Source organism: Acinetobacter sp. CWB-G5 (assembly GCF_019209785.1).
Taxonomy (GTDB): domain Bacteria; phylum Pseudomonadota; class Gammaproteobacteria; order Pseudomonadales; family Moraxellaceae; genus Acinetobacter; species Acinetobacter johnsonii.
Genome location: NZ_JAHUTF010000007.1, coordinates 117,058 through 142,564 on the forward strand (window position 1 = coordinate 117,058; position 25,507 = coordinate 142,564).

At 41.0% G+C, this 25,507-nt stretch carries 29 protein-coding genes; 21 read left to right on the forward strand and 8 right to left on the reverse strand.

Annotated features, from left to right (window positions below; genetic code table 11):
* The first annotated feature begins 129 nt into the window (after nt 1-129).
* From KVY11_RS12180 to KVY11_RS12190, 3 genes are all read left to right on the forward strand, one after another.
* The gene (locus KVY11_RS12180) at nt 130-1,335 is read left to right on the forward strand and encodes an acetyl-CoA C-acetyltransferase (protein ID WP_218289091.1); all 1,206 of its coding nucleotides are present in this window, start codon (nt 130-132) and stop codon (nt 1,333-1,335) included.
* An 11-nt stretch (nt 1,336-1,346) separates the two neighbouring features.
* On the forward strand, nt 1,347-3,479 hold the full coding sequence (locus tag KVY11_RS12185; protein WP_218289092.1) for a 3-hydroxyacyl-CoA dehydrogenase NAD-binding domain-containing protein: 2,133 nt from the start codon (nt 1,347-1,349) through the stop codon (nt 3,477-3,479).
* Nucleotides 3,480-3,667: 188 nt separating this feature from the next.
* Nucleotides 3,668-4,009 (forward strand): hypothetical protein, encoded by a 342-nt coding sequence (locus tag KVY11_RS12190; protein ID WP_005400239.1) that lies wholly within the window; start codon nt 3,668-3,670, stop codon nt 4,007-4,009.
* Nucleotides 4,010-4,041: 32 nt separating this feature from the next.
* Here the strand turns inward: KVY11_RS12190 and KVY11_RS12195 are convergent, their stop codons facing one another.
* Entirely contained in the window at nt 4,042-4,476 is a 435-nt protein-coding gene (locus KVY11_RS12195) for a GNAT family N-acetyltransferase (RefSeq protein WP_218289093.1), read from the reverse strand.
* A gap of 59 nt (nt 4,477-4,535) precedes the next feature.
* Complete coding sequence (locus KVY11_RS12200; RefSeq protein WP_218289094.1) at nt 4,536-5,750, reverse strand: SAM-dependent methyltransferase; 1,215 nt, start codon at nt 5,748-5,750, stop codon at nt 4,536-4,538.
* Between the two features lie 106 nt (nt 5,751-5,856).
* On the opposite strand from KVY11_RS12200, the gene KVY11_RS12205 reads away from it, so the two are divergent.
* From KVY11_RS12205 to KVY11_RS12215, 3 genes are all read left to right on the forward strand, one after another.
* The gene (locus tag KVY11_RS12205) at nt 5,857-6,498 is read left to right on the forward strand and encodes a hemolysin III family protein (protein WP_218289095.1); all 642 of its coding nucleotides are present in this window, start codon (nt 5,857-5,859) and stop codon (nt 6,496-6,498) included.
* A gap of 143 nt (nt 6,499-6,641) precedes the next feature.
* Entirely contained in the window at nt 6,642-7,955 is a 1,314-nt protein-coding gene (locus KVY11_RS12210) for an MFS transporter (RefSeq protein WP_168158279.1), read from the forward strand.
* Nucleotides 7,956-8,098: 143 nt separating this feature from the next.
* Entirely contained in the window at nt 8,099-8,521 is a 423-nt protein-coding gene (locus KVY11_RS12215; RefSeq protein WP_159153300.1) for a hypothetical protein, read from the forward strand.
* 7 nt (nt 8,522-8,528) lie between these two features.
* On the opposite strand, the gene KVY11_RS12220 is transcribed toward KVY11_RS12215, so the two are convergent.
* A complete protein-coding gene (locus tag KVY11_RS12220; protein WP_218289096.1) occupies nt 8,529-9,539 on the reverse strand; it encodes a metallophosphoesterase in 1,011 nt (336 codons plus the stop codon).
* Nucleotides 9,540-9,640: 101 nt separating this feature from the next.
* Here KVY11_RS12220 and KVY11_RS12225 point away from each other — a divergent pair, with 101 nt between their 5' ends.
* Nucleotides 9,641-11,269 carry a phospholipase D family protein gene (locus tag KVY11_RS12225; protein ID WP_218289097.1) on the forward strand — a complete coding sequence of 543 codons (1,629 nt, stop codon included), beginning with the start codon at nt 9,641-9,643 and terminating at the stop codon, nt 11,267-11,269.
* A gap of 4 nt (nt 11,270-11,273) precedes the next feature.
* Here KVY11_RS12225 and KVY11_RS12230 read toward each other — a convergent pair whose 3' ends face one another.
* Complete coding sequence (locus tag KVY11_RS12230) at nt 11,274-12,098, reverse strand: 1-acyl-sn-glycerol-3-phosphate acyltransferase (protein ID WP_026056514.1); 825 nt, start codon at nt 12,096-12,098, stop codon at nt 11,274-11,276.
* 387 nt (nt 12,099-12,485) lie between these two features.
* On the opposite strand from KVY11_RS12230, the gene hflX reads away from it, so the two are divergent.
* The 5 genes from hflX (at nt 12,486) to KVY11_RS12255 (ending at nt 16,177) form a co-directional block, all read left to right on the forward strand.
* A complete protein-coding gene (gene hflX / locus KVY11_RS12235; RefSeq protein WP_176538505.1) occupies nt 12,486-13,826 on the forward strand; it encodes a ribosome rescue GTPase HflX in 1,341 nt (446 codons plus the stop codon).
* Nucleotides 13,827-13,860: 34 nt separating this feature from the next.
* The gene (locus KVY11_RS12240) at nt 13,861-14,232 is read left to right on the forward strand and encodes a hypothetical protein (protein ID WP_218289098.1); all 372 of its coding nucleotides are present in this window, start codon (nt 13,861-13,863) and stop codon (nt 14,230-14,232) included.
* A gap of 10 nt (nt 14,233-14,242) precedes the next feature.
* Nucleotides 14,243-14,917, forward strand: a complete 675-nt coding sequence (locus KVY11_RS12245) for an LrgB family protein (protein ID WP_218289099.1) — start codon at nt 14,243-14,245, stop codon at nt 14,915-14,917.
* Nucleotides 14,918-15,004: 87 nt separating this feature from the next.
* A complete protein-coding gene (locus KVY11_RS12250; RefSeq protein WP_218289100.1) occupies nt 15,005-15,448 on the forward strand; it encodes a DUF2147 domain-containing protein in 444 nt (147 codons plus the stop codon).
* A 279-nt stretch (nt 15,449-15,727) separates the two neighbouring features.
* A complete protein-coding gene (locus KVY11_RS12255; RefSeq protein WP_004695101.1) occupies nt 15,728-16,177 on the forward strand; it encodes a DUF2147 domain-containing protein in 450 nt (149 codons plus the stop codon).
* Nucleotides 16,178-16,221: 44 nt separating this feature from the next.
* Here KVY11_RS12255 and KVY11_RS12260 read toward each other — a convergent pair whose 3' ends face one another.
* From KVY11_RS12260 to pdxA, 3 genes are read right to left on the reverse strand one after another with little or no spacing between them, the layout of a single operon-like run.
* On the reverse strand, nt 16,222-17,058 hold the full coding sequence (locus tag KVY11_RS12260) for a symmetrical bis(5'-nucleosyl)-tetraphosphatase (RefSeq protein ID WP_218289101.1): 837 nt from the start codon (nt 17,056-17,058) through the stop codon (nt 16,222-16,224).
* 5 nt (nt 17,059-17,063) lie between these two features.
* Nucleotides 17,064-17,873, reverse strand: a complete 810-nt coding sequence (gene rsmA / locus KVY11_RS12265) for a 16S rRNA (adenine(1518)-N(6)/adenine(1519)-N(6))-dimethyltransferase RsmA (protein WP_044739238.1) — start codon at nt 17,871-17,873, stop codon at nt 17,064-17,066.
* 32 nt (nt 17,874-17,905) lie between these two features.
* On the reverse strand, nt 17,906-18,874 hold the full coding sequence (pdxA, locus tag KVY11_RS12270) for a 4-hydroxythreonine-4-phosphate dehydrogenase PdxA (protein ID WP_218289102.1): 969 nt from the start codon (nt 18,872-18,874) through the stop codon (nt 17,906-17,908).
* 425 nt (nt 18,875-19,299) lie between these two features.
* On the opposite strand from pdxA, the gene rplM reads away from it, so the two are divergent.
* Complete coding sequence (gene rplM, locus KVY11_RS12275) at nt 19,300-19,728, forward strand: 50S ribosomal protein L13 (protein WP_004695096.1); 429 nt, start codon at nt 19,300-19,302, stop codon at nt 19,726-19,728.
* A 12-nt stretch (nt 19,729-19,740) separates the two neighbouring features.
* A complete protein-coding gene (gene rpsI, locus KVY11_RS12280) occupies nt 19,741-20,127 on the forward strand; it encodes a 30S ribosomal protein S9 (RefSeq protein WP_004695095.1) in 387 nt (128 codons plus the stop codon).
* Between the two features lie 124 nt (nt 20,128-20,251).
* Here the strand turns inward: rpsI and KVY11_RS12285 are convergent, their stop codons facing one another.
* Nucleotides 20,252-20,686: a hypothetical protein gene (locus KVY11_RS12285; RefSeq protein ID WP_218289103.1), complete on the reverse strand. Its 435-nt coding sequence runs from the start codon at nt 20,684-20,686 to the stop codon at nt 20,252-20,254.
* 123 nt (nt 20,687-20,809) lie between these two features.
* Between KVY11_RS12285 and KVY11_RS12290 the strand changes: the two genes are divergently transcribed.
* From KVY11_RS12290 to KVY11_RS12320, 7 genes are all read left to right on the forward strand, one after another.
* Nucleotides 20,810-21,463 carry a glutathione S-transferase N-terminal domain-containing protein gene (locus KVY11_RS12290; protein ID WP_218289104.1) on the forward strand — a complete coding sequence of 218 codons (654 nt, stop codon included), beginning with the start codon at nt 20,810-20,812 and terminating at the stop codon, nt 21,461-21,463.
* An 8-nt stretch (nt 21,464-21,471) separates the two neighbouring features.
* Complete coding sequence (locus KVY11_RS12295) at nt 21,472-21,903, forward strand: ClpXP protease specificity-enhancing factor (RefSeq protein WP_005400226.1); 432 nt, start codon at nt 21,472-21,474, stop codon at nt 21,901-21,903.
* A gap of 17 nt (nt 21,904-21,920) precedes the next feature.
* Entirely contained in the window at nt 21,921-22,580 is a 660-nt protein-coding gene (locus KVY11_RS12300) for a hypothetical protein (RefSeq protein WP_058870241.1), read from the forward strand.
* 396 nt (nt 22,581-22,976) lie between these two features.
* On the forward strand, nt 22,977-23,336 hold the full coding sequence (locus tag KVY11_RS12305; RefSeq protein WP_004983207.1) for a hypothetical protein: 360 nt from the start codon (nt 22,977-22,979) through the stop codon (nt 23,334-23,336).
* Between the two features lie 82 nt (nt 23,337-23,418).
* Nucleotides 23,419-24,384 (forward strand): hypothetical protein, encoded by a 966-nt coding sequence (locus tag KVY11_RS12310; RefSeq protein ID WP_218289105.1) that lies wholly within the window; start codon nt 23,419-23,421, stop codon nt 24,382-24,384.
* Between the two features lie 9 nt (nt 24,385-24,393).
* The gene (locus tag KVY11_RS12315) at nt 24,394-24,942 is read left to right on the forward strand and encodes an ATP/GTP-binding protein (protein ID WP_218289106.1); all 549 of its coding nucleotides are present in this window, start codon (nt 24,394-24,396) and stop codon (nt 24,940-24,942) included.
* Between the two features lie 18 nt (nt 24,943-24,960).
* Nucleotides 24,961-25,368 (forward strand): roadblock/LC7 domain-containing protein, encoded by a 408-nt coding sequence (locus KVY11_RS12320; protein WP_168158287.1) that lies wholly within the window; start codon nt 24,961-24,963, stop codon nt 25,366-25,368.
* The last annotated feature ends 139 nt before the right edge of the window (nt 25,369-25,507 follow it).

Sequence of the window (25,507 nt, forward strand, 5' to 3'; positions counted from 1 at the left end):
TTATGCCCAAATCTTCAGTCTATTGGCAAAAAGATTCATCTGACCTGACCCGTTCTAGTCATTGCATCACGGCCATTAATTTGTACACTCAAATGCATAACAACTTAAAAGTCATAAAAAGGAACAGCTATGAGCGAGGCTTATATCATTGACGCCATTCGCACACCACGCGGAAAAGGAAAGAAAGATGGTTCATTGCATGAAGTGAAGCCGATTACTTTACTGACAACATTATTGAATGAATTGAAAGATCGTCATCATTTAGATACCTCGAAAGTAGATGATATTGTCTTGGGTTGTGTCACGCCTATTGCAGACCAAGGTGGTGATATTGCAAAAACTGCGGCAATCGCAGCGGGTTGGGACAATGATGTTGCCGGTGTGCAAATTAACCGTTTTTGTGCATCAGGTTTAGAAGCCGTAAACATGGCTGCGCAAAAAGTACGTTCAGGTTGGGAAGATGTGGTTGTTGCAGGTGGTGTTGAGTCAATGTCACGTATTGCAATGGGTTCAGATGGTGGCCCGTGGGCATTAGACCCTGAAACCAATTTAAAATCACACTTCGTTCCGCAAGGGATTGGTGCAGATTTAATTGCAACATTGGATGGTTATACGCGTTCAGATGTCGACTCATTTGCTGCAAATTCGCAACGTAAAGCGGCAGCTGCGCAAGCTGCGGGTTATTTTAATCAATCTGTGGTTGCTATTAAAGACAAAGCTGGCGTGACCATTTTAGATCAAGATGAATTTATCAAACCGTCAACAACAGCAGAAGGTTTAGCAAAACTCAATCCAAGTTTTGAAATGATGGGTGCTATGGGTTTTGATGCGATTGCATTACAACAATATCCAGAAGCGCAAAAAATTAACCATGTGCATCACGCAGGAAACTCATCAGGTATTGTCGATGGTGCAGCACTTGTATTGCTGGCTTCCGAAAAAGCCGTTAAAGAACAGGGCTTAAAACCACGTGCCAAAGTATTGGCGACCGCATTGGTGGGTTCAGATCCAACCATTATGCTGACTGGGCCTGCACCTGCTGCGCGTAAAGCGTTGGCAAAAGCTGGTTTGACGATTGACGATATTGATCTATTTGAAGTTAATGAAGCATTTGCATCAGTGGTGATGCGTTTTATGACGGAGTTAAAAGTTCCTGCTGAAAAAGTCAATGTTAATGGTGGTGCAATTGCGATGGGACATCCATTGGGTGCGACAGGTGCGATGATTCTTGGAACTTTACTGGATGAGTTAGAGCGTCAAGGCAAAAAGCGTGGCTTGGCAACATTATGTGTAGGTGGTGGCATGGGTATTGCGACCATTATTGAGTTGGTATAAGGAGAATAATAATGAGCGCAATTCAATATTTAAAAAATGACGACGGCATTATTATTCTAACTTTGGATTCTCCAAACCAATCTGCAAATACCATGAATGGTGATTTCCGTGTGGCTTTGGAAAATATTGTTTCTAAACTGAAATCTGAAACTTCTATTACAGGGATTATTTTCCGTTCAGCAAAAAAAACCTTCTTTGCAGGCGGCGATTTGGATGAGTTGATTCAAGCGCGCTTGGAAGATGCCACCCCATTTTTTGAAATGATTCAGAAAATGAAAGCAGAGTTCCGTTATATCGAAACTTTAGGTGTTCCTGTCATTGCAGCATTGAACGGTACGGCTTTAGGTGGTGGTTGGGAAATCGCTTTAGGTTGTCATGCACGTATTGCATTGAATGATCCTAAAACGAAGTTTGGTTTGCCTGAAGTAACTTTAGGTCTATTGCCGGGTGGTGGTGGTATTGTACGTATGGTACGCCTTTTAGGCTTACAAAATGCTTTTCCATTCTTACTGGAAGGTAAGCAGTTTGGTGTGGATAAAGCAAAAACTCTCGGTTTAATTCAAGATACTGCGGAAACTCCAGAAGAACTGATGGATAAAGCCATCGCTTGGGTAAAAGAACATCCAAAGTCGCAACAACCGTTTGATGTAAAAGGTTATAAAATTCCAGGTGGTGATCCTAAAACACCTGCGGTTGCGCAAATACTGGCGATTGCTCCAGCGATGCTACGTGATAAAACCAAAGGTTGTTATCCTGCACCTGAGGCAATCATGGCGGCTGCGGTTGAAGGTGCGCAAGTTGATGTGGATACGGCATTAACCATTGAATCTCGTTATTTTACTTATCTTGCGACAGGTCAAGTTTCAAAAAACATGATCGGTACTTTTTGGCATGGAATGAATGCAATCAAGGCAGGTGCGAGTCGTCCTAAAGACGTTGCAAAATGGCAAGCAAGCAAAGTCGGTGTACTTGGTGCAGGTATGATGGGTGCTGGTATTGCTTACTCTACAGCAATCAAAGGAGTTCCCGTTATACTGAAAGATGTTTCTGTAGAAAATGCAGAAAAAGGTAAAGCCTATAGCCAAAAGCTACTGGATAAAAAGGTCTCTCAAGGTCGTATGACGGCTGAAAAACGTGATCAGGTTTTAAGTTTAATTACAGCAACAGCATCTGCGGAAGATTTAAAAGGCTGTGATTTAATTATCGAAGCTGTATTTGAAAATCAAGAACTCAAAGCGAAAGTCACTCAAGAAGCCGAAGTATTCCTTGTAGAAGGTGGTGTGATGGCTTCAAATACTTCGACATTACCGATTACTGGTTTGGCAAACGCATCGAAAGATCAAGCAAACTTCGTTGGTCTGCATTTCTTTAGTCCCGTCGATAAAATGCAATTGGTTGAAATCATTAAAGGTAAAAACACTTCTGCTGAAACTTTGGCAAAAGCGTATGACTATGTACAGCAAATTGGCAAAATTCCGATTGTTGTCAATGATAGTCGCGGCTTCTTTACCAGTCGTGTTTTTGGTACTTTTGTTCAGGAAGGTCTACGTTTATTGCATGAAGGTGTACATCCAGCTCGTATTGAAATGGCAGCACTCAAAGCAGGTATGCCCGTTGGCCCATTAGCCATTCAAGATGAAGTTGCATTAACACTTTCTGAACATGTTGCCAATGAAGCGCGTAAGGCGCTTCAGGCTGAAGGTAAAGATTTACCTCGCTCAGGCGCAGATGATGTGATTCAAACCATGATTCATATTTTTGACCGTAAAGGTAAAGCTGCTGGTGCAGGTTTCTATGATTATCCCGAAGGTGGTAAAAAACATCTTTGGGAGGGTTTGAGCCATTGGAAGCAAGATATCGATATCTCTGAACAAGAAATGATAGACCGCTTCCTGTTTGTACAATCGCTAGATACCTTACGTTGTTATGAAGAAAATGTTCTTGAATCTGTGATTGACGCCAATATCGGTTCGATCTTTGGGATTGGTTTTGCGCCGTGGACAGGCGGTGCAATTCAGTTTTTAAATCAATATGGTTTAGATCAAGCTGTACAACGTGCCAGTGAACTTGAAGCGAAATACGGTGAGCGTTTCAAAGCACCGCAACGTCTGGTTGAATCGGTGTCATCGGGTCAGATTCGCTAAAACTTCCACCTTAAAAAAGGGATCGGCAGATCCCTTTTTTATGTTCTCAGCACACAACAAAATTAACCTGCTGATTCAGCATCTAATTTTGACTTATTTTAGTGCATTCTTTTCAAGCCCGATGCAGTTTTTTGTGTTATAAAGTTACATAGTTTTAGATTTATTTTTATTCAATTGGGCTGTTGCACATGACTGACAATACTTCTCCTGAAAAATCACCATGGGGTTGGAAAGCACTGATTATTGCTTTCATTTTAAGTGGAATTTTCTTAGGTATCTTCTACCTTGCGATCACCAATGAGCCTGACTATATGCCAAGTCAGCAAACGCAGCAAAACTCTCAGCAACATGCTTTTAAAAATGCGCCTGCAATGTCTGAAGAAGCGATGGCCAAAGCACAAGCGGATAAAGATGCGCGCGAAGCAAGAGCTCAAGCAGCTTCTGAAGATACCACAGAACATGCAACCGCTGATGAGCACGACATGAGTGCCGATGAACATGCGAAAATGTCAACTGAACATGGTCACTAATATGCTGTGACTAATAAAAAAGCCCTGAAAGATCAGGGCTTTTTTATGGATGATAAACGCATATGGATATGCGGAATGCCACAATCTAAATACTCCTCACCCTCTTGCATAAAGCCCAAAGCCTGATAAAACGCTTGCGCATGCACTTGAGAGGACAAGACTAAAAATGGACGCTGTTGCTGTTGGGCATATGCAATCACCGCTTGCATCAGAACTTTGCCTACACCCAAACCACGATGTGACTTTAAAACTGCAACACGACCAATACTATGATTTTGCAAAAGTCGTGCGGTGGCAATGGCTTGATCTTGTTCATAGACCACAAAATGAACTGCGATTTCATCTTGCTCATCCCATTCATCTTCAACAGCAATGTTTTGCTCTTGAATAAAGACCTGCTCACGAATCATTTTCGCAGCCTGTTGCAACTCTTCCCATGTTCCATGCGTAATCTTCAAGCTTGGCATTTTCATTTCCCTATAAATCATCTCTATATTGGTCATTGCACTAAAAAGTGATGTTCAGATCAGCATTTACAGCCTACATCTTGCTGATCCCATTGATTATTCAACAGCAACTCCAGTGAATGCTTTTGAATACCATACATCTCTTTCAAGGCTTGAATTTGTGCCAAGACAGCAACATCGGGCGCTTGATAATCCTTACGCTTGGTTGCCAAAATCATTTTATTTTTGCTGGTATGCTCAAGTGCTACAAACTCAAACACTTTGGTTTCATAGCCATAGGCTTTGAGTAATAAGGCACGAATAGTATCGGTCAGCATTTCAGCTTGCTGTCCTGCATGAATGCCAAACTGCAACATGGGTTGTAACACAAGCGGAGCTTTCAGTTGTGGTCGTAATTCTTTATGACAACACGGCGCACACATGATCATTTCGGCATTTAAACGAATGCCGGTATGAATCGCAAAGTCAGTCGCGACATCACATGCATGCAGCGCAATCATCACATCGAGACGTTCAGGCTGGTACGTCCGAACATCACCCTGAAAAAAATCAAGTTGCTGAAAATCCGACTTGTTCGCAACCTCCTGACAGAATTGCACCATCTTGCTGTTTAGCTCAACCCCAGTCACAAAAGGATTCAGTCCTTGCTTCAGCAAATAATCATACAAAGCAAAGGTTAAGTAGCCCTTTCCTGAGCCAAAATCGACCACGCGCAGTTGTTCAGGCAGTTGAATATGACTTAATGCCCCTGAGAAAATTTCGACAAACTTATTAATCTGCTTCCACTTACGCGCCATACTGGGAATGATTTGCGCTTTTGCATCGGTAATGCCTAGAAGCTGTAAGAAATAACTTTCTTGATCGACAAAACGCTGTTTGACACGGTCATGGCCTTGCTGCTCAACAGCTTTGGTTACCGTTTTATTTTTACTTTGCGTCAGCATGGCTTTTTTCTTGTTCTTCTTCAGTTGCAACTCTTGTTCAGTTGTCAGCAGATTGGCTTGTTTACACTGCGCCAAAAGTGCAGTTACCGTTTCAAGTGCTGTGTCTAATGAATAATTTTTGGTGACATCTTGGGTTTTATAACGATATAAACAGCTCAATACAGGCTGTCCTTGCAACATGACGACTCGAAAAGTCATCTTCTCGAGTTGCTCAAGTTCACCCTGATATTGACTCAGAATCATCCGATCAAAACTTTGAGATTCAAGCGCTTGCTGGAAGGCTTGAAGGAATTGCTGCTCTTGTGCAGAGGACGATACCGAAACGGTCATAATAGAAACCAAAAAAAGAATTGCTATTAAATTTTAAAGCGTCTTACGCTAAATGCAAATTTGAATTACGATACAGTTGTATATTTTATAAAAATGCACACGACTTATGAGCGCTCACCCTGTTGTAAACTACGATCCTGCTGAAGAAAGAATCAATTTTATTAGCCATGCTATTGGTGCTGCGCTTGCACTCATAGCCGGTATTTTATTGATTATCAAAGGGTCTTACTTAGAAACAGCACAATGGATCGGGCTGTGGGTCTATGCTTTGAGCCTATTTTTATTATTCGCCGCATCAAGCTTGTATCATTTTGCCGAATCTCCAGAGCGTCGCGGCTGGTATAAAAAATTAGATCATACTGCCATTTATTATCTGATTGCAGGCACCTACACCCCATTTTTGTCTATTGCACTGCCCACACAAAAAGCCCATTACCTGCTCATTGCACTTTGGGTGATTGCACTCATTGGTACACTATTCAAGTTATTTTTCATTCATCGCTTTGAAAAAATTTCACTGATTGCTTATCTGCTCATGGGATGGCTTGCAGTACTGGTCATGGATGATATGCAACGCTTTTTATCTAAACCAGCTTTGACTTTTTTAATCATTGGTGGACTTTCCTATACCATCGGTGCATTGTTTTATGCACTAAAAAAGGTAAGATATACGCACGCTATCTGGCATATTTTTGTATTGATTGGTGCAGGATCACATTTCCTGTCCATCTATCTTTACGTGATATAACCCGCGCGCACTACATTTTTTAGCAACCCTAATTCCGTAGTCTGCCCGAGGAACATTCGTATTTTTTTAAAAAATTACGCCTTTTTTAAAAAGATGACGCTTTTAAAACTCAGTTCGACTATTTTTTAAGTGTAAGGTCTACCATGGCGTCATTAAATACTGCTGTTGCTGAACAGCAGCCTGTAAACTCAAAATTCCGCGTACTTACAGCCAGTCTGGTAGGTACAACTATCGAATTCTTCGATTTTTATATTTATGCCACTGCGGCTGTCATTATTTTTCCGTACCTGTTCTTTCCAGCAAGTACCGATCCAATGACTGCGACCATTCAGTCTTTGGCAACCTTCGCGATTGCCTTTATTGCACGCCCGATTGGCGCTGCACTCTTTGGACATTTAGGTGATCGTATCGGCCGAAAGGCGACCTTGGTTGCAGCTTTGCTGACCATGGGACTTTCAACCGTGTGTATCGGCTTATTGCCCACCTATGCACAAATTGGAATTGCCGCACCATTACTGCTTGCGCTGTGTCGTTTAGGTCAAGGTCTCGGCTTAGGTGGTGAATGGTCGGGTGCGGTATTGCTTGCCACAGAAAATGCACCTGAAGGTAAACGTGCTTGGTATGGTATGTTCCCCCAACTGGGCGCGCCGATTGGCTTTATCTTGGCAACGGGTTCATTCTTAACGCTGGGTCATTTTATGACTGAAGAAGCGTTTATGACATGGGGCTGGCGTATTCCTTTTATCTCAAGTGCGTTATTGGTAATTGTAGGCCTGTGGATTCGTTTACAACTTCATGAAACTCCGGCGTTCCAGAAAGTTTTAGACAAGCAAAAAGAAGTTAACATACCGTTTAAAGAAGTGATCACCAAACACTGGGGCATGTTGATTTTAGGTACCATTGCAGCCATTTGTACCTTTGTGGTGTTCTACCTCACGACGGTATTTGCTTTGCAATGGGGTACCAAACAGCTGGGTTACACCCGCGAACAGTTCTTACAACTTCAACTGGTCGCAACCCTCTGCTTTGCTGCATTCATCCCCTTGTCAGCAGTTTTAGCGGAAAAATTTGGTCGTAAAACCACGTCTATTGCAGTCTGTGTTGCTGCAGCGTTATTTGGTTTAGTGTTCTCAAGCATGTTGGAATCAGGCAGTACTCTTATTGTGTTCTTGTTCCTGTGTATTGGTTTATCCATCATGGGTCTAACCTATGGACCGATTGGCACCGTGCTCTCTGAAATTTTTCCAATATCCGTTCGTTATACAGGTTCAGCGCTGACCTTTAACCTTGCGGGGATCTTTGGGGCATCATTTGCACCTCTCATTGCCACCAAGCTTGCAACCACCTACGGTTTACACGCAGTGGGTTACTACCTCACGGCGGCATCGCTTCTGTCATTATGTGCATTTTTAATGATCCGTGAAACCAAAAATGATGATGTAAATAATCAAATTTAACCCTGAATTTTATGTCTAAAAACCAGCACAATGATGCTGGTTTTTTTATACTGATCCTTTAACAAACGCTACAAAAACCATATTTAAAATCTGTCGTTTTACTTCAAAAATAGAGAGAAATACAAGATGAATAGGGCTTAAAAATGGATGAAAAAATACAACAACTCACCAATGAACAACTACTTGATGTCATCGTATTAGTTGAAGAAAATAAAATTATTCAAGCCATTCAATACATCGCCACACATACCGCTTTTCAATACGATGATGCACAAGAGATCGTGACTGAACTCACGAAGCGGCATGATGCTGCACTAAAAAGCATGTATCGCCATAAACGACATCAACAACCACGCATATCAACCGCTGAATTAAGACACCACAGCTCCCTTGTGTCTGAAGGACGGAGCTTTACACAACAACAGCCGCAAAGCCCGCATAGCACAGCAGTGAATAACCTCGATGCAATACAAGACCTACAAGCGCTCCATACAAAAAACCACAACCTTTGGATCGTCTTGGCTGTGGTCATTTTGGTTTTAAGCTTTATTTTTTATTGGTTCTAAACCCATCTTAAATCAGTTCAATAATATCGATCGTCGGTGGTACGCGAAAACGAAACGGCACACCCACCATACCTGTTCCAACCGTGACAAACACATCCGCATGTTCATGTCGGTACAAGCCTTTTTTGTGTCCTAATATAGATACTTTTTTCATTACATAGTCTGTGAGCCATGGCAGCTCAACTTGACCACCATGTGTATGACCCGAAAGCATTAAAGGACGGCTGGGTAAAGCGGGTATCATATCGACCGTGTCTGGATTGTGCGATAGGATGACCCAAGGTTTGTCCTGCGGTAAATGCGGCATAAAACGCATATCAGCCTTGCCTGCCCACAAATCCCCGACCCCAATCAAACGAAACTCTTCAAATTCAACAATCTGACCTTCAATATCAATCACATTATTCACCGTCAAAGCATGTCTTAACAAATTTTGAATCGGCGGACCTGGATATTGCTCATCATGATTACCATTGACCGAATAGACGGGTGCATTAATTTCTTGCAATACCTTTAATTCTTCTGCCAGTGTGCTTTCAGGTTCATACGTCCAGTCGCCTGCAACCACCACCAAATCAGGTTTTTGTTCATTCAGCCGCTTGACGATAGTTTTCAGTTGTCGCTCATGCCCAGAAAAGAGACCAATATGTAAATCGGCAATTAAGGCAACACGAACAGGTTTGAGTAATTTATAATCTTCTTGGATTTGATATTGAGTGGTTTTGACATGCACAAAATGCGGTTCAACGAAACGTGCATAACACAGCACACCACTGACCAAAAACACAAAAATAGCTTCATGCCATGAATAATAGCCCTGAAAACCAGCATATATGCTAAAGAAAAACAAAGGAATGAGTAAATACGAGAGATAAAAAGCCAACAAATGCACAAAGGCCTTAAATGGATGAATGGTCTCCGTATTGGTTTGGCTGATCCATGCCTGATACACCGCCCACCCCGCTAGCAAGGCCATCGCAATATAAAAATAGAACACGACGGAGTGTGTATTGATCATAGACTTTTACTCACAAATTGTTCATCAAGAACTCATAATCTTATGTTTATCTTTTCACAGCTCAGAATTATACTCAAACCAAATATATAGACTTTATGACGATGGAAAAAACTCACGGCTTAGCAAAACAAACTTCATTCCGCTCATCTTCTACTCAGCAAGGTGCCAAACTTTTGTTGCTGAGCTGTATGGTTTTGACTGTCCCAGCGTGTAATACCTTACCTAAACAGATCCCACAGACACCCGTCTATGCCTTTGATCTACCAACCGATCAAACCAGCTTAGGCAAAATTGTACTGCCTTTACGTGAACAAAATCCGGGACTTACAGGCTTTCATATCCTCTACAATCCACTCGAAGCTTTGGCCGCGCGTATTCATCTCATTGATAAAGCAGAAAAGACCTTAGACCTACAATACTATATTTGGGACAATGATCGTATTGGTTCTTTAGCCCTTTATTCTATTTTGAAAGCCGCCGATCGCGGGGTGAAAGTTCGTTTACTAATCGATGATAACAATGCCAAGAAAATGGAAGGCATTTATTTGGCGCTCGATCAACACGCCAATATCGACATCAAACTGTATAACCCCTACCGCTTCCGTCACTATCGCACGATGGATATGGTCTTAAATCTAAAACGCATCAACCGTCGTATGCACAACAAAAGCTTCATTGCCGATAATCAAATTTCGTTGATTGGTGGGCGCAACATGAGCAATCAATATTATAACGTCAGCGACAGTTATCAGTTTTCCGATGTTGATGTAATGTTGGTCGGCTCTGCCTCAGATGAAATTGTGCATTCCTTCGATGAATACTGGAATGACGACTATGCCTTTCCAGTACGTCAAATTGTCAACGCTAACCATTACAGCTTGCGTTATGAGGGTTTAAAAACCCAGTTAGAACAGCACTATCAGGAAGTGACCGTACAAAATTATCTCGATCTGGCCAATCGTTCACAGGCCTTTGAACACTGGTTAAATGATAGTATCCAATTCGATTGGGTCAAAGCCGAGGTCGTGAAAGACTCACCAAGTAAAACCAAGTCTCGTGCGAAAAAAGAAGAACATTTAAACTTCCAATTGCAAACCTACTTAGAAAAGCCAATGGAAAGCATTGATATTATTTCGGCCTATTTTGTCCCGGAACGTAAAGGTAAAAAGCATTTGGCAAACCTAGCACAGAGTGACATTCAAGTTCGCGTACTGACCAACTCATTTAAAGCCAATGATGTGCCGTTGGTGCATGCGTTCTATGGAAAATATCGCGAGGACTTGCTGGAAAGTGGTGTCCAACTCTATGAGTTTTTAGCCACACCTGCGGCCGAAGCATTAAATGAAAACAATGAAGAAATTTCGAAAAAAGCCAAAGTCAGCATCAAAGGATTAAGCCGCTCGAGTCTGCATGCCAAACTCATGGCCATTGATGAGAAACAGGTTTTTATTGGTTCATTTAATTTTGATCCCCGCTCCGCCAACTTAAATACAGAAATTGGGGTTTTACTGAACAGCCCACCACTGGCCAAAGCGGTACACTACACCATGGACCAAAACCTCAGTAAATATGCCTATAAACTGGTCCTAGATGCAAACAAAAACATTAACTGGCAAATCAAACAAGCTGATGGTTCTACCAAAACCTATACCACTGAACCCAAAATGAATTGGTTCAAACGTGCTGGTCTCAAAGTCGTCTCTTGGCTACCAATTGAAGGCTTTATGTAAGCCTTCAAGCTTGTTGCATGTTGGGTTGGGACTTCAAAACTTTCTGATGTAAATCAGCCAAACCTTGCACCATTTTTTGTTGGACCAGTGCCGTTAAACTCTCAACCGTATGTCCTGCGGTACAAATGGCTGGGAGCGCAACTAAATGTGCCGTGACTTGTGGCATTTCTAGTACTTTTTTAACATGCTCGGCAAAACTAATGTTACCGATAAACGGAGAGACTTGGTCAAGTCCGCCCTGTTGATTCACATAGCAAATCAAACAAATTTGCACATCACGCTGGGCCTCAATTGCTGCGCCTAATATACGTCCATGCACCTTTTTCACTTTAGAACCATCGGTCGTGGTCGCTTCCGGGAAAAACAACACAGGAATATCTTGTTTTAAAAACGCTGTAATTTGCTCTCGAATTTTGATGGAATCGCCTGAACCACGTTGAATAAACAAAGTTCCACCACTTTTTGCCAGCTTGCCAAACACAGGCCATTTTTCAATTTCAGCCTTGGCCAAAAAGAAAACTCGTGCGCCTGAACCTAAAACCGCAACATCTAACCATGAAATATGATTGCTGACCCAAAGTGCAGGCTTACGTGGAATATCCCCGTGGACATGCACATCAATGTTAAAAACCTTGCACAGTCGACGACAGAAATACTGCACGTAACGGGTATTTTGTGGATTGTTAATGTCTTTATACAAGCCATGTCGATAGACCAAATAAAACCCTTCAGACACGGCGCCAAGCCCTGAAGCCAGCTTTTTACCATACAGAAAAAGCTTAGAGACACCTTTTATTGATGTTGTTTTTATTTCAGTATTCGATTGCATAGACGGTTCACTTGGCACAGCTTCATTCAACATTTAATCATTGATTTCGGCTCATTCTATACTGATCTTGAGCAACTTGCATTGATCATAAAAACCGAAGGCCCAGATGATTATTTTCAATTTTAATCGTTTAAACAAATTAATTAAAATAAATCAATCGAAATACCAAAACATGGTGTGTACATGAACGATCAAATGAATCCTCCAGCTCCGCCGTTAAATCCTGTTCAGGCACTGAAATTTATTATAGGGCTCAGTATTTTATACTTTGGCACCTTGCTGCTTTTGGTTCACTTATTTCGCTCAATGTAAGGCAACGGCATAACTATTTCGCTCAATCTCAGCAAATTCATCTACACTAGAGTTTTCAATGTGAGATCGAATTTAGTGGAATATTTTGAGCAGAAGCAAGGTGGCGAAAAAACCATTTTAGTCAGTGTTGCCATCCATATTCTGGAAGACCTTGATGCAGAAGAATTTCGTTTGCTTGCTAAGTCGGCAGGTGCAGAAATTCTGGAGCATGTTCACGCTCAAAGATTCAAACCCGATGCTAAATATTTCATTGGTTCAGGCAAAGCAGAGGAAATTGCTGCTCGCGTTGAGGAGCTTGAAGCCACGCTGGTGATTATTGACCATGCCCTAACACCCAGTCAGGAACGTAACCTGAGTCGTATTATTAAGTGCCGCGTCATTGACCGTACACGCCTTATTTTGGATATCTTTGCACAACGTGCCCGTACCCATGAAGGTAAACTTCAAGTCGAATTGGCTCAATTGGATCACTTGTCTTCTCGACTGGTCGGTACAGGCATTAGCCTCGATAGCCAAAAAGGCGGGATTGGACTCCGTGGTCCAGGTGAAACGCAACTCGAAACTGACCGTCGTTTACTCCGTGTCCGTGTTGGACAACTTAAAGATAAATTAGAAAAAGTCCGTCAGACCCGTATCCAAGGCCGTGCTGCACGTCAAAAAGCCGCGATTCCAACCGTTTCTTTGGTTGGTTATACCAATGCGGGCAAATCAACCCTGTTTAACACCCTAGCCAAATCTGATGTTTATGCCGCAGATCAGTTATTTGCAACCTTAGATCCAACCTTAAGACGTTTGGAATGGGATGGTATTGGCCCACTGGTCCTAGCTGACACGGTTGGTTTTGTACGTAATCTTGCGCATGCTTTAGTAGAATCGTTTAAAGCGACGCTAGAGGAAACATTAGAAGCCAGTTTGCTGTTGCATGTGATTGACTCGAGTAGTCCAGACCATATGGAACAAATTGAAGCTGTTGAAAAAGTGCTCAAAGAAATTGGCGCAGATATTCCAATTCTACGGGTGTATAACAAGATCGATCAAAGTGGCGAACAAGCCAAAATCATTTACGCTGAACCCAATGTACCTGAGCGTGTCTATGTCTCAGCACATACAGGCGAAGGATTTGATCTACTACGCCAAGCGGTACAAGAGTGCTTGATGGGTCAAATTCAAAACTTTGACGTCCTACTCAAACCAGCCTATGGCAAATTGCGTAATCAACTGTACGCCCTAAATGTGATTCAATCTGAAAATTATGATGATGAGGGCAACCTACACCTACAAGTGTATATTGCGCCACATAAACTTGAACAACTGATTAAACAAGCACATTTACCGATTGATGAAATTTTAGGTTTGAAAGCAAAACAATTTCATCGTGAACTCGAAGAATTTGAAATCAAAAACCAAATCGGTTAAAACGTGATAAGTAAAATTTTAATGACAGAACAAAATGGAATGGATAAAAACTGTTGATTGGAAAGCATGGATCGGCACGGTTGCCCTGATCATCATCTTTCGTGAAGCGGCTGTGTGGATCACGGGACGTTTTGGACATCCTGAACTGGGCAATTTAATTGGACTGATTAGTTTATTAATCGTCCTTTTGGGTTGGAGAAAATTTCATAAAATTCCAGCACGTTTGGTCGATACCAACAATAAAATCATGAAAGAAAGTGCCTTTGCTTTTCTACCTATCAGTGCAGGCTCCCTGCTGATGATGACGCATTTAGGCAATGAAATCCCAATGTTTTTGGTGGTGCTATTTGTCAGCACACTAATTCCACTGTGGGTTTACGCAAAAATGTCTAAGAAATGGCTTTAGGAGTGTGCACATGATTCCCATTATTTTTGGTTTTTTCCTAACCCTCGTTGCCTACTTACTGGCAAAGCCACTCAACAAAAAACTGCCACAAATTCCCGTGATTGTTTTTGGCATGTGCTTTGTGATTGCCCTGCTGTTGTTGTTAAACATTCCGTATGAGCAATATATGGCACAGGTAAATCCAGTGTTTAACCATTTGCTCGGTTATGTGACGGTCGCATTAGCTATTCCATTGGCTGCTATGCGCTATGACGACCTCCCCCTCAAAGCCGTGGTGGGCATCTTGGCCTTTGCCAGTATCAGTGCGGTCGGACTGCCGATGGGCTTGGCTTATCTATTACATTTGTCCGATCCTACCATTATGGCATTTGCCACACGCGCAGTCACAACACCTATTGCAATTAACATTGCAACACTGCTGCAAGCCCCTGTGAGTCTGGCTATTTTAATCGTGATTTTATCTGGTGTGATTGGCGCTGCATTTTCTCCACTGATTCTCAAACACATTAATGACGAACGAGCATCGGGCTTAGCGCTAGGTCTTGCAGCTCATGCCATCGGTACAGCTCAAGCATGGCAACGGGGAAGTATTGCTGGACGTTACGCAGCCTTTGGAATGGCTGTCAATGCGGTATTTACAGCAATCTGGTTACCGTTGTTTATTCTATACTTGCAAAAAATGTGATATGTTCCTCATATAAACAATTGTATTGTTTAAAAAATCAACTTAAGATGAGTTTGTCGTTGATTAAATGATAAAAGGATTTTGTTCATGAGCAAATTGACACTTGCAATCGCATTCGCTACAACCGTTATGGGTAGTACAGCTTTCGCTGAAGATATTAGCGGCACTTGGAAAAATATTGATGACAAAACTGGGTCGTCAAAAGCCATCCTTGATATTCGTAAAGAATCAAACGGGACATATACCGCTAAGATCATCAAAGTAACGCCTCGTCCGGGTTATACACCAAAAGAAACTTGTATTAATTGCCCTGCGCCGTATACCAATAAGCCTATTTTAGGCATGGATGTGATGAAAGGTTTGAAACACAGCGGTGATACCAATTACACGGGTGGAAAAATCATCGATCCACTGTCTGGTAATATTTATAGCTGTAAAGCAAAACTCAGTTCGAATGGCAAACGCTTAACCTTGCGAGGATACGTGGGCATATCGGCTCTAGGTCGCAGCCAAACTTGGATTCGAGAATAATTTAGGTTCTATTACTGGACAGGCTTGGTCTACACAATCACTTAATCGATTCATTTTAGATTTTGTAGACCACCACTGAGTCATTTATACATTGCTCCAAACTTAGTCTGATGGTTTCAAATTCAATGAATAAAAGAGTTTCAGCTAAGCGTGTATGATTTTTCAATTTTTAAAGGCAACTGCCTAATTCATATCTAAACACAAAACAGTTTGCCTGGTGCAAACTGTTTATTTTTCTGTGTCTTGGATATCTTTTTGTGAAACTATAGAGAACCTTATATGAAAAGTAAGTTTTTTATCGCGGGATTAACATTGTCCATGCTTTGCGGGGGAGCATTTGCACAGGACTTAACAGGGACATGGCAACAAATTGATGATAAATCAGGCTCACCAAAAGCCATTATCGAAATTCGTAAAGAATCGAATAATACCTATACTGGAAAAATTGTAAAAATTACACCACGCCCAGGTTATACACCAAAAGAAACTTGCGTGAATTGCCCTACGCCATATACCAACAAACCAATTTTGGGTATGGACATTATTAAAGGCTTAAAGCATGTCGACGGCACCAATAACTATGAAAAAGGTCGTGTGATTGATCCTTTGTCTGGCAAACTTTATGATGCGAAAATGAAACTGAATGCCACAGGAAAGCGTCTTTCGCTACGTGCATACATCGGTGTTTCTGCTTTAGGTCGTAACCAAACCTGGTTAAGAATCGACTAAGAATAAAAAAAGCCACGAAATTCGTGGCTTTTTTAATGCATGAGCTATTGAACTGGATTATCAACGGCAAATAAAGTCTCATCTTCTAGACGATAAGCCATTAATTGATGCCCCCAAACACAACCGCCATCTACATTTTGAATCGAATCCGAAATGGTTTTGCCTTGTAAAGCGGCCCAGTGACCAAACACAACTTTATGAGTTTGCGCTGCTTGTGAAGCAAATTCAAACCATGGTTTGAAGCCTTCAGGCATCGGGTCGCTGAGTGAGTCTTTAAAACTAAACTCCAAACGCCCAGCACTATCGGTTAAACGCATACGAGTCAAATAATTTACGATACAACGTAAACGCGCATGCCCCGTCAGTTCATCCGACCATAAGGTGGGCTCTTTGCCATACATTTCTTTTAAAAAGGCATCGACAACATCAAAATCATCCGCTGCAATGACCGCTTCAACTTCTGCGGCTAAAGCAGCAGTTTGTTCTGCTGTCCAATTGGTTGGAATGCCTGCATGAGTCAGAATCGTCTTTGCGTTTGGGAACACACACAAAGGTTGTTTACGTAGCCAATCAATCAAATCATCACTATCAATCGCATCAATCACATCACGAATGTTATCTTTGTCTTTAATTGCTTTAATGCCACGTGCAGCCGCCAGCAAAGTTAAATCATGATTTCCTAAAACTGTTGCAGCCGCATTACGCTCTACTAATTTTTTAATAAATCGTAATGCCCCAATTGAGTTTTCGCCACGCGCAACCAAATCACCTGCAAACCAGATAAAGTCTTGATCGGGGTCAAACTGAATTGACTTCAATAAGGCCTTTAAGGCTTCAAAACAGCCTTGCACATCTCCAATGACATAATTGTAACGTGGCATGATAATTACACCATTTGATCTGCTAGAGCCACGAATTGAGCCAAGCTTAATGTTTCAGGACGTGCCATTGGATCAACACCTGCTTGCTCAAAACCATCTTCACGTAACATGCCTTTTAAGCTATTACGTAAAGTTTTACGACGCTGAGTAAAAACATGCGATACCAAACGTGCCAGTGCCTTTTCATCTTTGGCTATAATCGGCTTGACTGCATACGGTTCTAAACGGAACACCGCAGAGGTCACTTTTGGTGGTGGATTAAATGAACCTGGTGGTACTTCAAACAAGAAGGTCGGTTTGCAGAAATACTGAATCATCACCGACAAACGGCCATACTCTTTGCTATTTGGCGAAGCCGTAATACGGTCAACCACTTCTTTTTGTAGCATAAAATGCATATCTTTAACTTTGTCACCAAATTCCAAGAGGTGAAACAAAAGTGGGGTCGAAATGTTATAGGGCAAATTACCTACCACACGTAAAGGACGACCCTCTTGAAATAAGTTAGTGAAATCGTATTTCAGTGCATCAGTTTCAATAATGGTTAAACGTTCAGGATGTGGCACACGCCCCGGCAAACCTGCCGCCAAATCGCGGTCTAACTCAACAACAGTGAGTGCGTCACACTCGCCAATCAACGGAGAGGTTAATGCCGCCAAACCGGGCCCAATTTCTACAATGTTATCACCAGAGCGAGGTGCAACTGAACGTACAATCTTGGCAATCACACGTTGGTCATGTAAGAAGTTTTGCCCAAAACGCTTACGCGTATGGTGCCCTTCATCTTTCGGGTTTAAGGCATTAATTTGATACATAAATTTTTCCAACGTGAGTTAATCACTAAACATTAGTGACGAGCTAATTCTAATGCTAAATCAACAGCGACCTGTAAGCTTGAGCTTTTCGCAAGACCTGTGCCTGCGAGGGAGAGAGCTGTGCCATGATCGACTGAGGTACGAATAAAGGGTAAGCCCAAAGTAATATTAATGGCTTCACCAAACCCCTGCGATTTTAACACAGGTAAGCCCTGATCGTGATACATCGCCAAAACGGCATCGGCATCTTTTAAATTTTCAGGGGTAAATAAAGTGTCAGCAGGCAAACTCAGGCTCATATTGATGCCTTGAGCACGATAGCTTTCCAGCACAGGGTTAATCACCTCAATTTCTTCCATACCTAAATAACCGTTCTCCCCTGCATGCGGATTTAAGCCGCACACTAAAATGTGGGGATGCTCTTTTTTGAATTTGCTTTTTAAATCGTGAATTAAGATATCAATGACTTGATGTAATCGTTCTTTGGTAATTGCATCAGGGACAGCTCTTAAGGGCAAATGGGTTGTGGCAAGTGCGACACGCAAAGTTTTGGTTGCGAGCATCATCACCACACGATCAACGCCAGCAAACTCTTGGTAGTATTCGGTATGTCCACTGAATTGAATTCCCGCCTCATTAATTACGGATTTTTGAACAGGTGCCGTCGCCACCCCAACACTTTTCCCAGACATGGCATACTCTGCTGAGCGACGAAGTTGCTCTAAAACATAAGCTGAATTTTGAGGATTGAGCTCGCCTAAAACTACAGGTTGACTTAAAGCGACATGCTCCACATAAAGCTGACCGAGACGCGATGAATTTTCTTGACCAGAATACTCAATCAACTCAATAGCAAGACCTAAGCATTCTGCACGTGCACGCAATAAATTGAGATCACCAAGGACCACAAGCGGACGCTCATCTATACGACCTGCGAGGCTCAAGCAAATATCTGGACCAATTCCAGCAGGTTCACCACTAGTGATATACAAAGGAAGCATACTGAACTCAAAGAAAATGCACGTCACTCATTATACAACGTCTATTTCGAGATAGAGGAATAACAAAGCCTATCGCTGAAACTTGTCTATTCCAATTCTAATCATACGTTTAGCAATTGGCTGTGAAAACCTTGTTACAGGATTCGTTTGAACTATAAAACCCATTAATAAATAATGGAAAACTATTTCACTATTTTTTTGTTCTTCTAAATATCCGAATCTCTACAGACACTCCATCCGCTTATTTATTTTTTTATAAAAGAATAAACTTTGATCTCTTCCTTTATATAGGGAAATGCCTTAGAATACGGCTCTTGAAATTTTATATTTTCATTTGTGATTCTTAACGTATTCGTTTAGAATCGCGTCTCCTTTTGTTTGGACAGATTCCATAGTCCAAACCAACTATAATAGGTAGTGGTTTAATGAAAACTCTCAGCGCTAAGCCTGCTGAAGTTCAACACGACTGGTACGTTGTTGATGCTTCTGGCAAAACTTTAGGTCGCCTTGCGACTGAAATCGCTCGTCGTCTACGTGGTAAGCACAAGACTTCTTATACTCCTCACGTTGACACTGGCGACTATATCGTTGTAATCAATGCTGAAGAAATTCAAGTGACTGGTAAAAAAGCGCTTGATAAAAAATACTATCGCCACACTGGCTTCCCTGGTGGTATCCGTGAGACTAACTTTGAAAAGTTAATCGCTCATAAACCTGAAGCAGTTTTAGAAAAAGCTGTTAAAGGTATGTTACCAAAAGGTCCTCTTGGTTACGCAATGATCAAGAAAATGAAAGTGTATGCAGGTACAGAGCATCCACATGCTGCTCAACAGCCACAAGTTTTGGACATCTAAGGGATACAGCACATGGCTACTAATTATGGTACAGGTCGCCGTAAGACCGCAACTGCACGTGTTTTCTTGTCAGCTGGTACAGGCAAACTCGTAATTAACAACCGTACTCTTGAGCAATATTTCGGTCGTGAAACTGCTCGTATGGTTGTTCGTCAACCTTTAGAACTTCTTGAAGTTACTGAAAAGTATGACCTTTACATCACTGTTGCTGGTGGTGGTATCGGTGGTCAAGCTGGCGCTATCCGTCACGGTATTACTCGTGCATTGATCGCTTCTGACGAAACTTTAAAACCTGCTCTTCGTCAAGCTGGTTTCGTTACTCGTGATGCTCGTGAAGTTGAACGTAAGAAACTTGGTTTACGTAAAGCTCGTAAACGTCCTCAATTCTCTAAACGTTAATTCGTTTACCGAATCGGACAAAAAAACCTCGGAATTTTCCGAGGTTTTTTTATACTATATTTTTCTTCAAAATTATTTACTTACGTTTAAATAGATCGATTAAATTCTAGTTTTAGATGTTATTTTACCTACCTCTCTTTGAGCAGTCCATTGTCGCATCAGCAGCACCATCCATACTAATCTGTTCGGTAACGATGCAATCATTTTCTTGATGTGTATGTACTTCTTTAGATTTAGAGAATTGATGATCTTTGGGAAGTGGTGCATTACACGACTCGCCGGTTTTCTCATCGACCATTTTCACAGGCCCATCATTATAAACAGTGACCTTACAGCCTTTTACTGTATATTCTTGCTGAATGCCGCCATACATCTCATCCTCGGATACAGAAGTAGCAACATCACAGGCTTCATCGGCAATACAAGCTGCATATTCAGCAGTCTGCTGCGCTACATCTACCTGTTCGGCTGCTTCTTGATTTTGAGCATAACTACTTGAGATGAAAGTCATTAATATAATAACTGCGATCGATTGGGTGATTCTGAGCCAAAGCTGCATGGTTCTATCCTTATTTTTGATTTCTTTCAAGTTGTTCGATTGTATAAGCATATTAAAGTTAAGATGATTTTATTGGCTATTTTTAGTATTCTAACCGATTCACTTCACCTAGTTTCTTGAAATATGTCTGTCGAAACTACTCCGCTTCAAGGAATTACGCTGTATAGCCATGCAGATGATTTTCGCTCCCATTGGATTCGTTATGTACTTGCAGAAAAGCAAATCAAATACCATTTGGTTTTAAGTGATGCTGATGATGAAGATCTCGCCAGCTTAAACCCTTATAATCAGCTGCCGATGTTGATTGAAAATGATTTAAAACTATTCAACGCCAATATCATCTCCGAGTATTTAGACGATCGTTATCGTCAAAACAAGCTCTATGCTGACGCGCCTATGCCTCGCGCGGAACAGCGTCAGTACATTTGGCGCTTTGAACAAGATTGGTTAAAACTTGCCGATATGATGTTACGCCATCCAGATACACTCGATGAACAAGCAAAACTGAAAGCACAAAAAAAACTGAAAGATACACTCATTTCCTTAACACCATTGTTCCAGCATTTCCCCTATTTCATGTCGGAAAGCTTTAGTATTTTAGATTGCATGCTTGCGCCTATCTTTCTACGCTTAAACAGCATGGGCGTGCATTTACCCAAACAGCAATGCAGCCCAATCTATTTATATTGCCAACGTATTTTTAGTCGTCCTGCATTTTTAAAGTCTTTAACTTTGCAGGAGAAAAACCATTATCAATCTGAATTTAAACAGCCGTAGAGAACATTATGTCTGATCAAGAATTAAACCTTACGCCGACTCGTCCATATTTAGCTCGCGCCATTTATGAATGGATTTGTGATAACCAACTGACACCGCATTTATTGGTCGATGCAACCCAGCCCAATACTCTCGTTCCTGAACAGTTTATTCAAGATGGCCAAATTGTCTTAAACATCGTCCCTCATGCCGTACATGCGCTACATATGAGCAACGATGCGATTACCTTCTCTGCACGTTTTGGTGGGGTATCTCGTGATATCTATGTACCACTTAATGCTGTGATTGGCATTTATGCCCGTGAAAATGGACAGGGTTTGTTCTTCGATCCAAGTGAGTATGACAATCATACCCAAAGCGAGCAAAATGCTTTAAAATCAGACAATGAAGAAAAAACTGAACCCGCTAAGAAAAAACCAAGTTTAAGGTTATTAGATTAATAAAATGGAGTAATTATATGGCTTTTGATTTAGTACAATATTTTGCAGAGCAGATTAAAATTCAAAAGCCTGAGCTTCTGAGTCAATATTCAGATGAGGAGCGACTTCAATATCTTTCTGAGGCCAACACCCTCTCCCTTGGAAAACTCATCACCTTGATGCGTCAAGATGGCACCAAGCTCTATCAAGAGATTCAAACTCAAGATCACCTCTATATTCAAGAACTTGCAAGGCATCTCACCACGTCTCCGCAAAATGAATCACAGTTAGCAAAGGCAGACTTAGAGCACAGCCTAACCAGCATGTTGAGCCTGCAGTTTGCTGAACTCAAACAACTTGATGCCACAGGGAACTTTGGTGAACATGGAATACGCGAGTTGCTTGTTGGTCAAATCGAGCACCTCTCTGGTCTGGCTGATGACTGGGTTTGGACAACAAGTGAGCTAACAGAACTGATTGGCTCTAAACCAAAGCCTGAAGAAGAGCTATCATTAGAAGAGACGATGAAGGAGTTTAATCAAATGGTAAATCAACACGCAACAGACCACTCAGATCAGCTACACACACAGGTAGCAGAGCAAAATCCAACGCCAACATGGGCAAAACTGATTGAGCCTGCTGTCGCTATCGCGATTTTATGGGGACTTTATTGCGCAGCAAGTCAAATGTTTGTCTAATCTCCAAGGGATGCACTCATTTTGCGCATCCCTTTATTTTTTAATGAAAAATAATTATATGTTTCATCTTTAAAAATCAAAAAAATCGATTTCTTTTTTTATTTTTATTTGTCCAAATGGTAAAAGTTACATTTTGTTACAATAGCAAATAAATTAAACACTTTTTCAAATAACAATAAACTTTTTCACACTCCTTTTTAAAATACGCAAACCTAATCACAAAATCTGTAGCAAAAACTGACTAAAAGCCTCGGGTTTAATCGTACATTTATTCATCTTTTTTTTGTTACATTTATTTATATTGATAATTTTTTCACGCCGTCCATATAATTAAATCGACTTGTGAAACAACAAGTTAAAAGGATTTCAAAACTCATAAAATTAAAGAGAAAAACTATGGCTAAAGTGTCATTGGAAGCATTAGCAAATATCGATGGATTCTATGCAGCAGCATTGGTCGATGGGGAAAGCGGTTTGGCCCTAGCAACTCAAGGCGGTGGAAGCATCGATTTAGAACTCGCGGCTGCAGGTAATACTGAAGTCGTTCGCTCAAAACGACGTGTTGCACAAGCATTGAACTTGAATGACACCATCGAAGATATTTTAATTACACTAGGTAAGCAGTATCACCTTATTCGTCCTTTAGAAGGCAATGACAAAATTTTCTTATATCTTGTCCTTGAACGCTCTAAAGCAAACCTTGCTATGGCTCGCCATGAACTTAAAGGATATGAAAAAGGCCTAGATTTTTCTTAATTTGAATTGCCCCTTTCTCATCCTTTTGGGAAAGGGGTTGTATGCGTTGTCCTCTTCAACCTAATTAAATTAAAGAAACACTATGAATAAGCAATATATTAATATTGCGATTACTGGCCTGAGTTCAAACCATTCTGACGAACTTAAAACACAGCTACGTAATCTCATTCCTCAAGAGTATCAAATTAACTGGAGCTCCGCTGCTGACCCAACTATTGATTGTTTATTTATCCATGAAAGTTTTTATGAAACCGAAGGGATCCAAAAGATCATTCGAAGTCGTCAGTTCCCATGGCTAAAAATTTCTAAGCAAACCCATAACGAAAACCGACTCCACGAAAACACAATTTCTTTACCAATTACACATCTTGAAAGCTTCTCGAATTGGATTATTCAACATCTACTGCCCCCCTCTTTTGACAATCAACAAATCCTTCCTATCGAAACTCAGAATAAAAAAACACACTACAAATTAGAATATTTCAGCAAAATGATGGATACCGAACGCAACTCAAAGCTACATCTTTTTGATACTTTGGGCACCATTGCCATTATTGATATTCAGAAAAATATCGCTTGGCTCAATACAGAACGAGAACAAGCCTTTACAGATTCTGGTTTTGATTATGACATTGCCAGCACCAGCAACTTCATGAAAGTCTCACGCAAGCAACCCCATATACTTAGCGACTGGTTATGGCAGTTTTTTTGGGATTCACCCATATTTTTGAAAGAAATTGCACCTGAAGATGGACATTTTAAGATCCATATGTGGCCTAAGCCAGCAAGTAATGTGGACAGGAAAACCATTTTTCAACTTTCCAGCTGCTTTATTCAAGGTGGTAAAATTTCAAAAATTGCAACGCAGTTGAATCTCCCTATTGAAACTGTGCAGCGCTTTATTGCAGCCAATATCGCGACACATAATCTCTCAAAAATCAATATTTGGGATAAACACTTTAACCCACCAGAAATGCCTCAAGTTACAGAAGAAGCAGGATTAATTAAAAGCTTTTTTGGAAAACTAAGAAAAAAACTAGGCATATAGGATAATAATATGATTTTACAACGCTTTAAAATTGTTTTTGCTGGTGGTATGGGCGCGGGTAAGACAGAGGCGATTCGATCACTCTCAGAGATTCCTGTACTGCAAACGGAGGCTTTCAACACAGATGCACAGCGCCATACCAAATTGGAAACTACTGTTGGTATTGATTATGGTGAAATCACGCTTGATGAAAACCTGACCATTGGGCTATATGGTACACCTGGGCAAAGCCGCTTCGACTTTATTTGGTCTGCCATTACTAAAGGTGCTATTGGTGCTGTAATTTTGATTGACCATCATTCAGACAACCCTATTCAAGAATTAGAAAGTTATCTGGAAACCTTTCAAAACTTTACCGACAATATTTCGATCGGCATTACACATACCGATCTTCTTTCTGAGTCAGCCAAATCAACCACTATCTATAAAGACTGGTTATTACAAAATGATCTCTTTTCTCCACTCTTCTTTATCGATGCAAGGAAGAAAGATGACGTTTTGTTATTATTAGAAGCGCTTATTACATCCATTGAGATCAACTCAAATATTGGCAATTAACCCTTAACGAGGTTCTATATGTTTACTTTAGCGCAAAGCCGCACAGCACCAAAAGAGTTAATTGATTTTGCAAAGAGTGAGATTCAAGATGTTCTCATGAATGTCCGCAGTGTCAATTATGTCATGCTGTGTAGCACAGATGGCTTCGAGTTAGCCCATGTTTATAAGAGAGATGGGTATAACAGCACTAAACTTGCAGCAGTTAGTAGCTCAATCTTAGCTATGGTTGCAGCCTTTATGAATGAAATTCATCTCGAAGGTTGTCAGTCGATTACTTTGGATGCGGACAATGGTAAAGCCATTTTAACCTCGATTCCTTCTCCAAATCATCCAATGATTATCGTAACCTTGACTGAAAAAGATGTACTCTTAGGGCAGCTACTCTATACCCTAAAAAATGCAAGTAACAAAATTATGCAATACTGATATTTCCGATAAATAGTAGATATTTCACATAATTTTAATTTATATAAATGCATTTTTTTTATAATTTAGCGTGTATTCTCCGCTCTACTCTTTTTATTTTTAATATTTTCCGCATAAAAAAATCCCCCTATCTCATTTG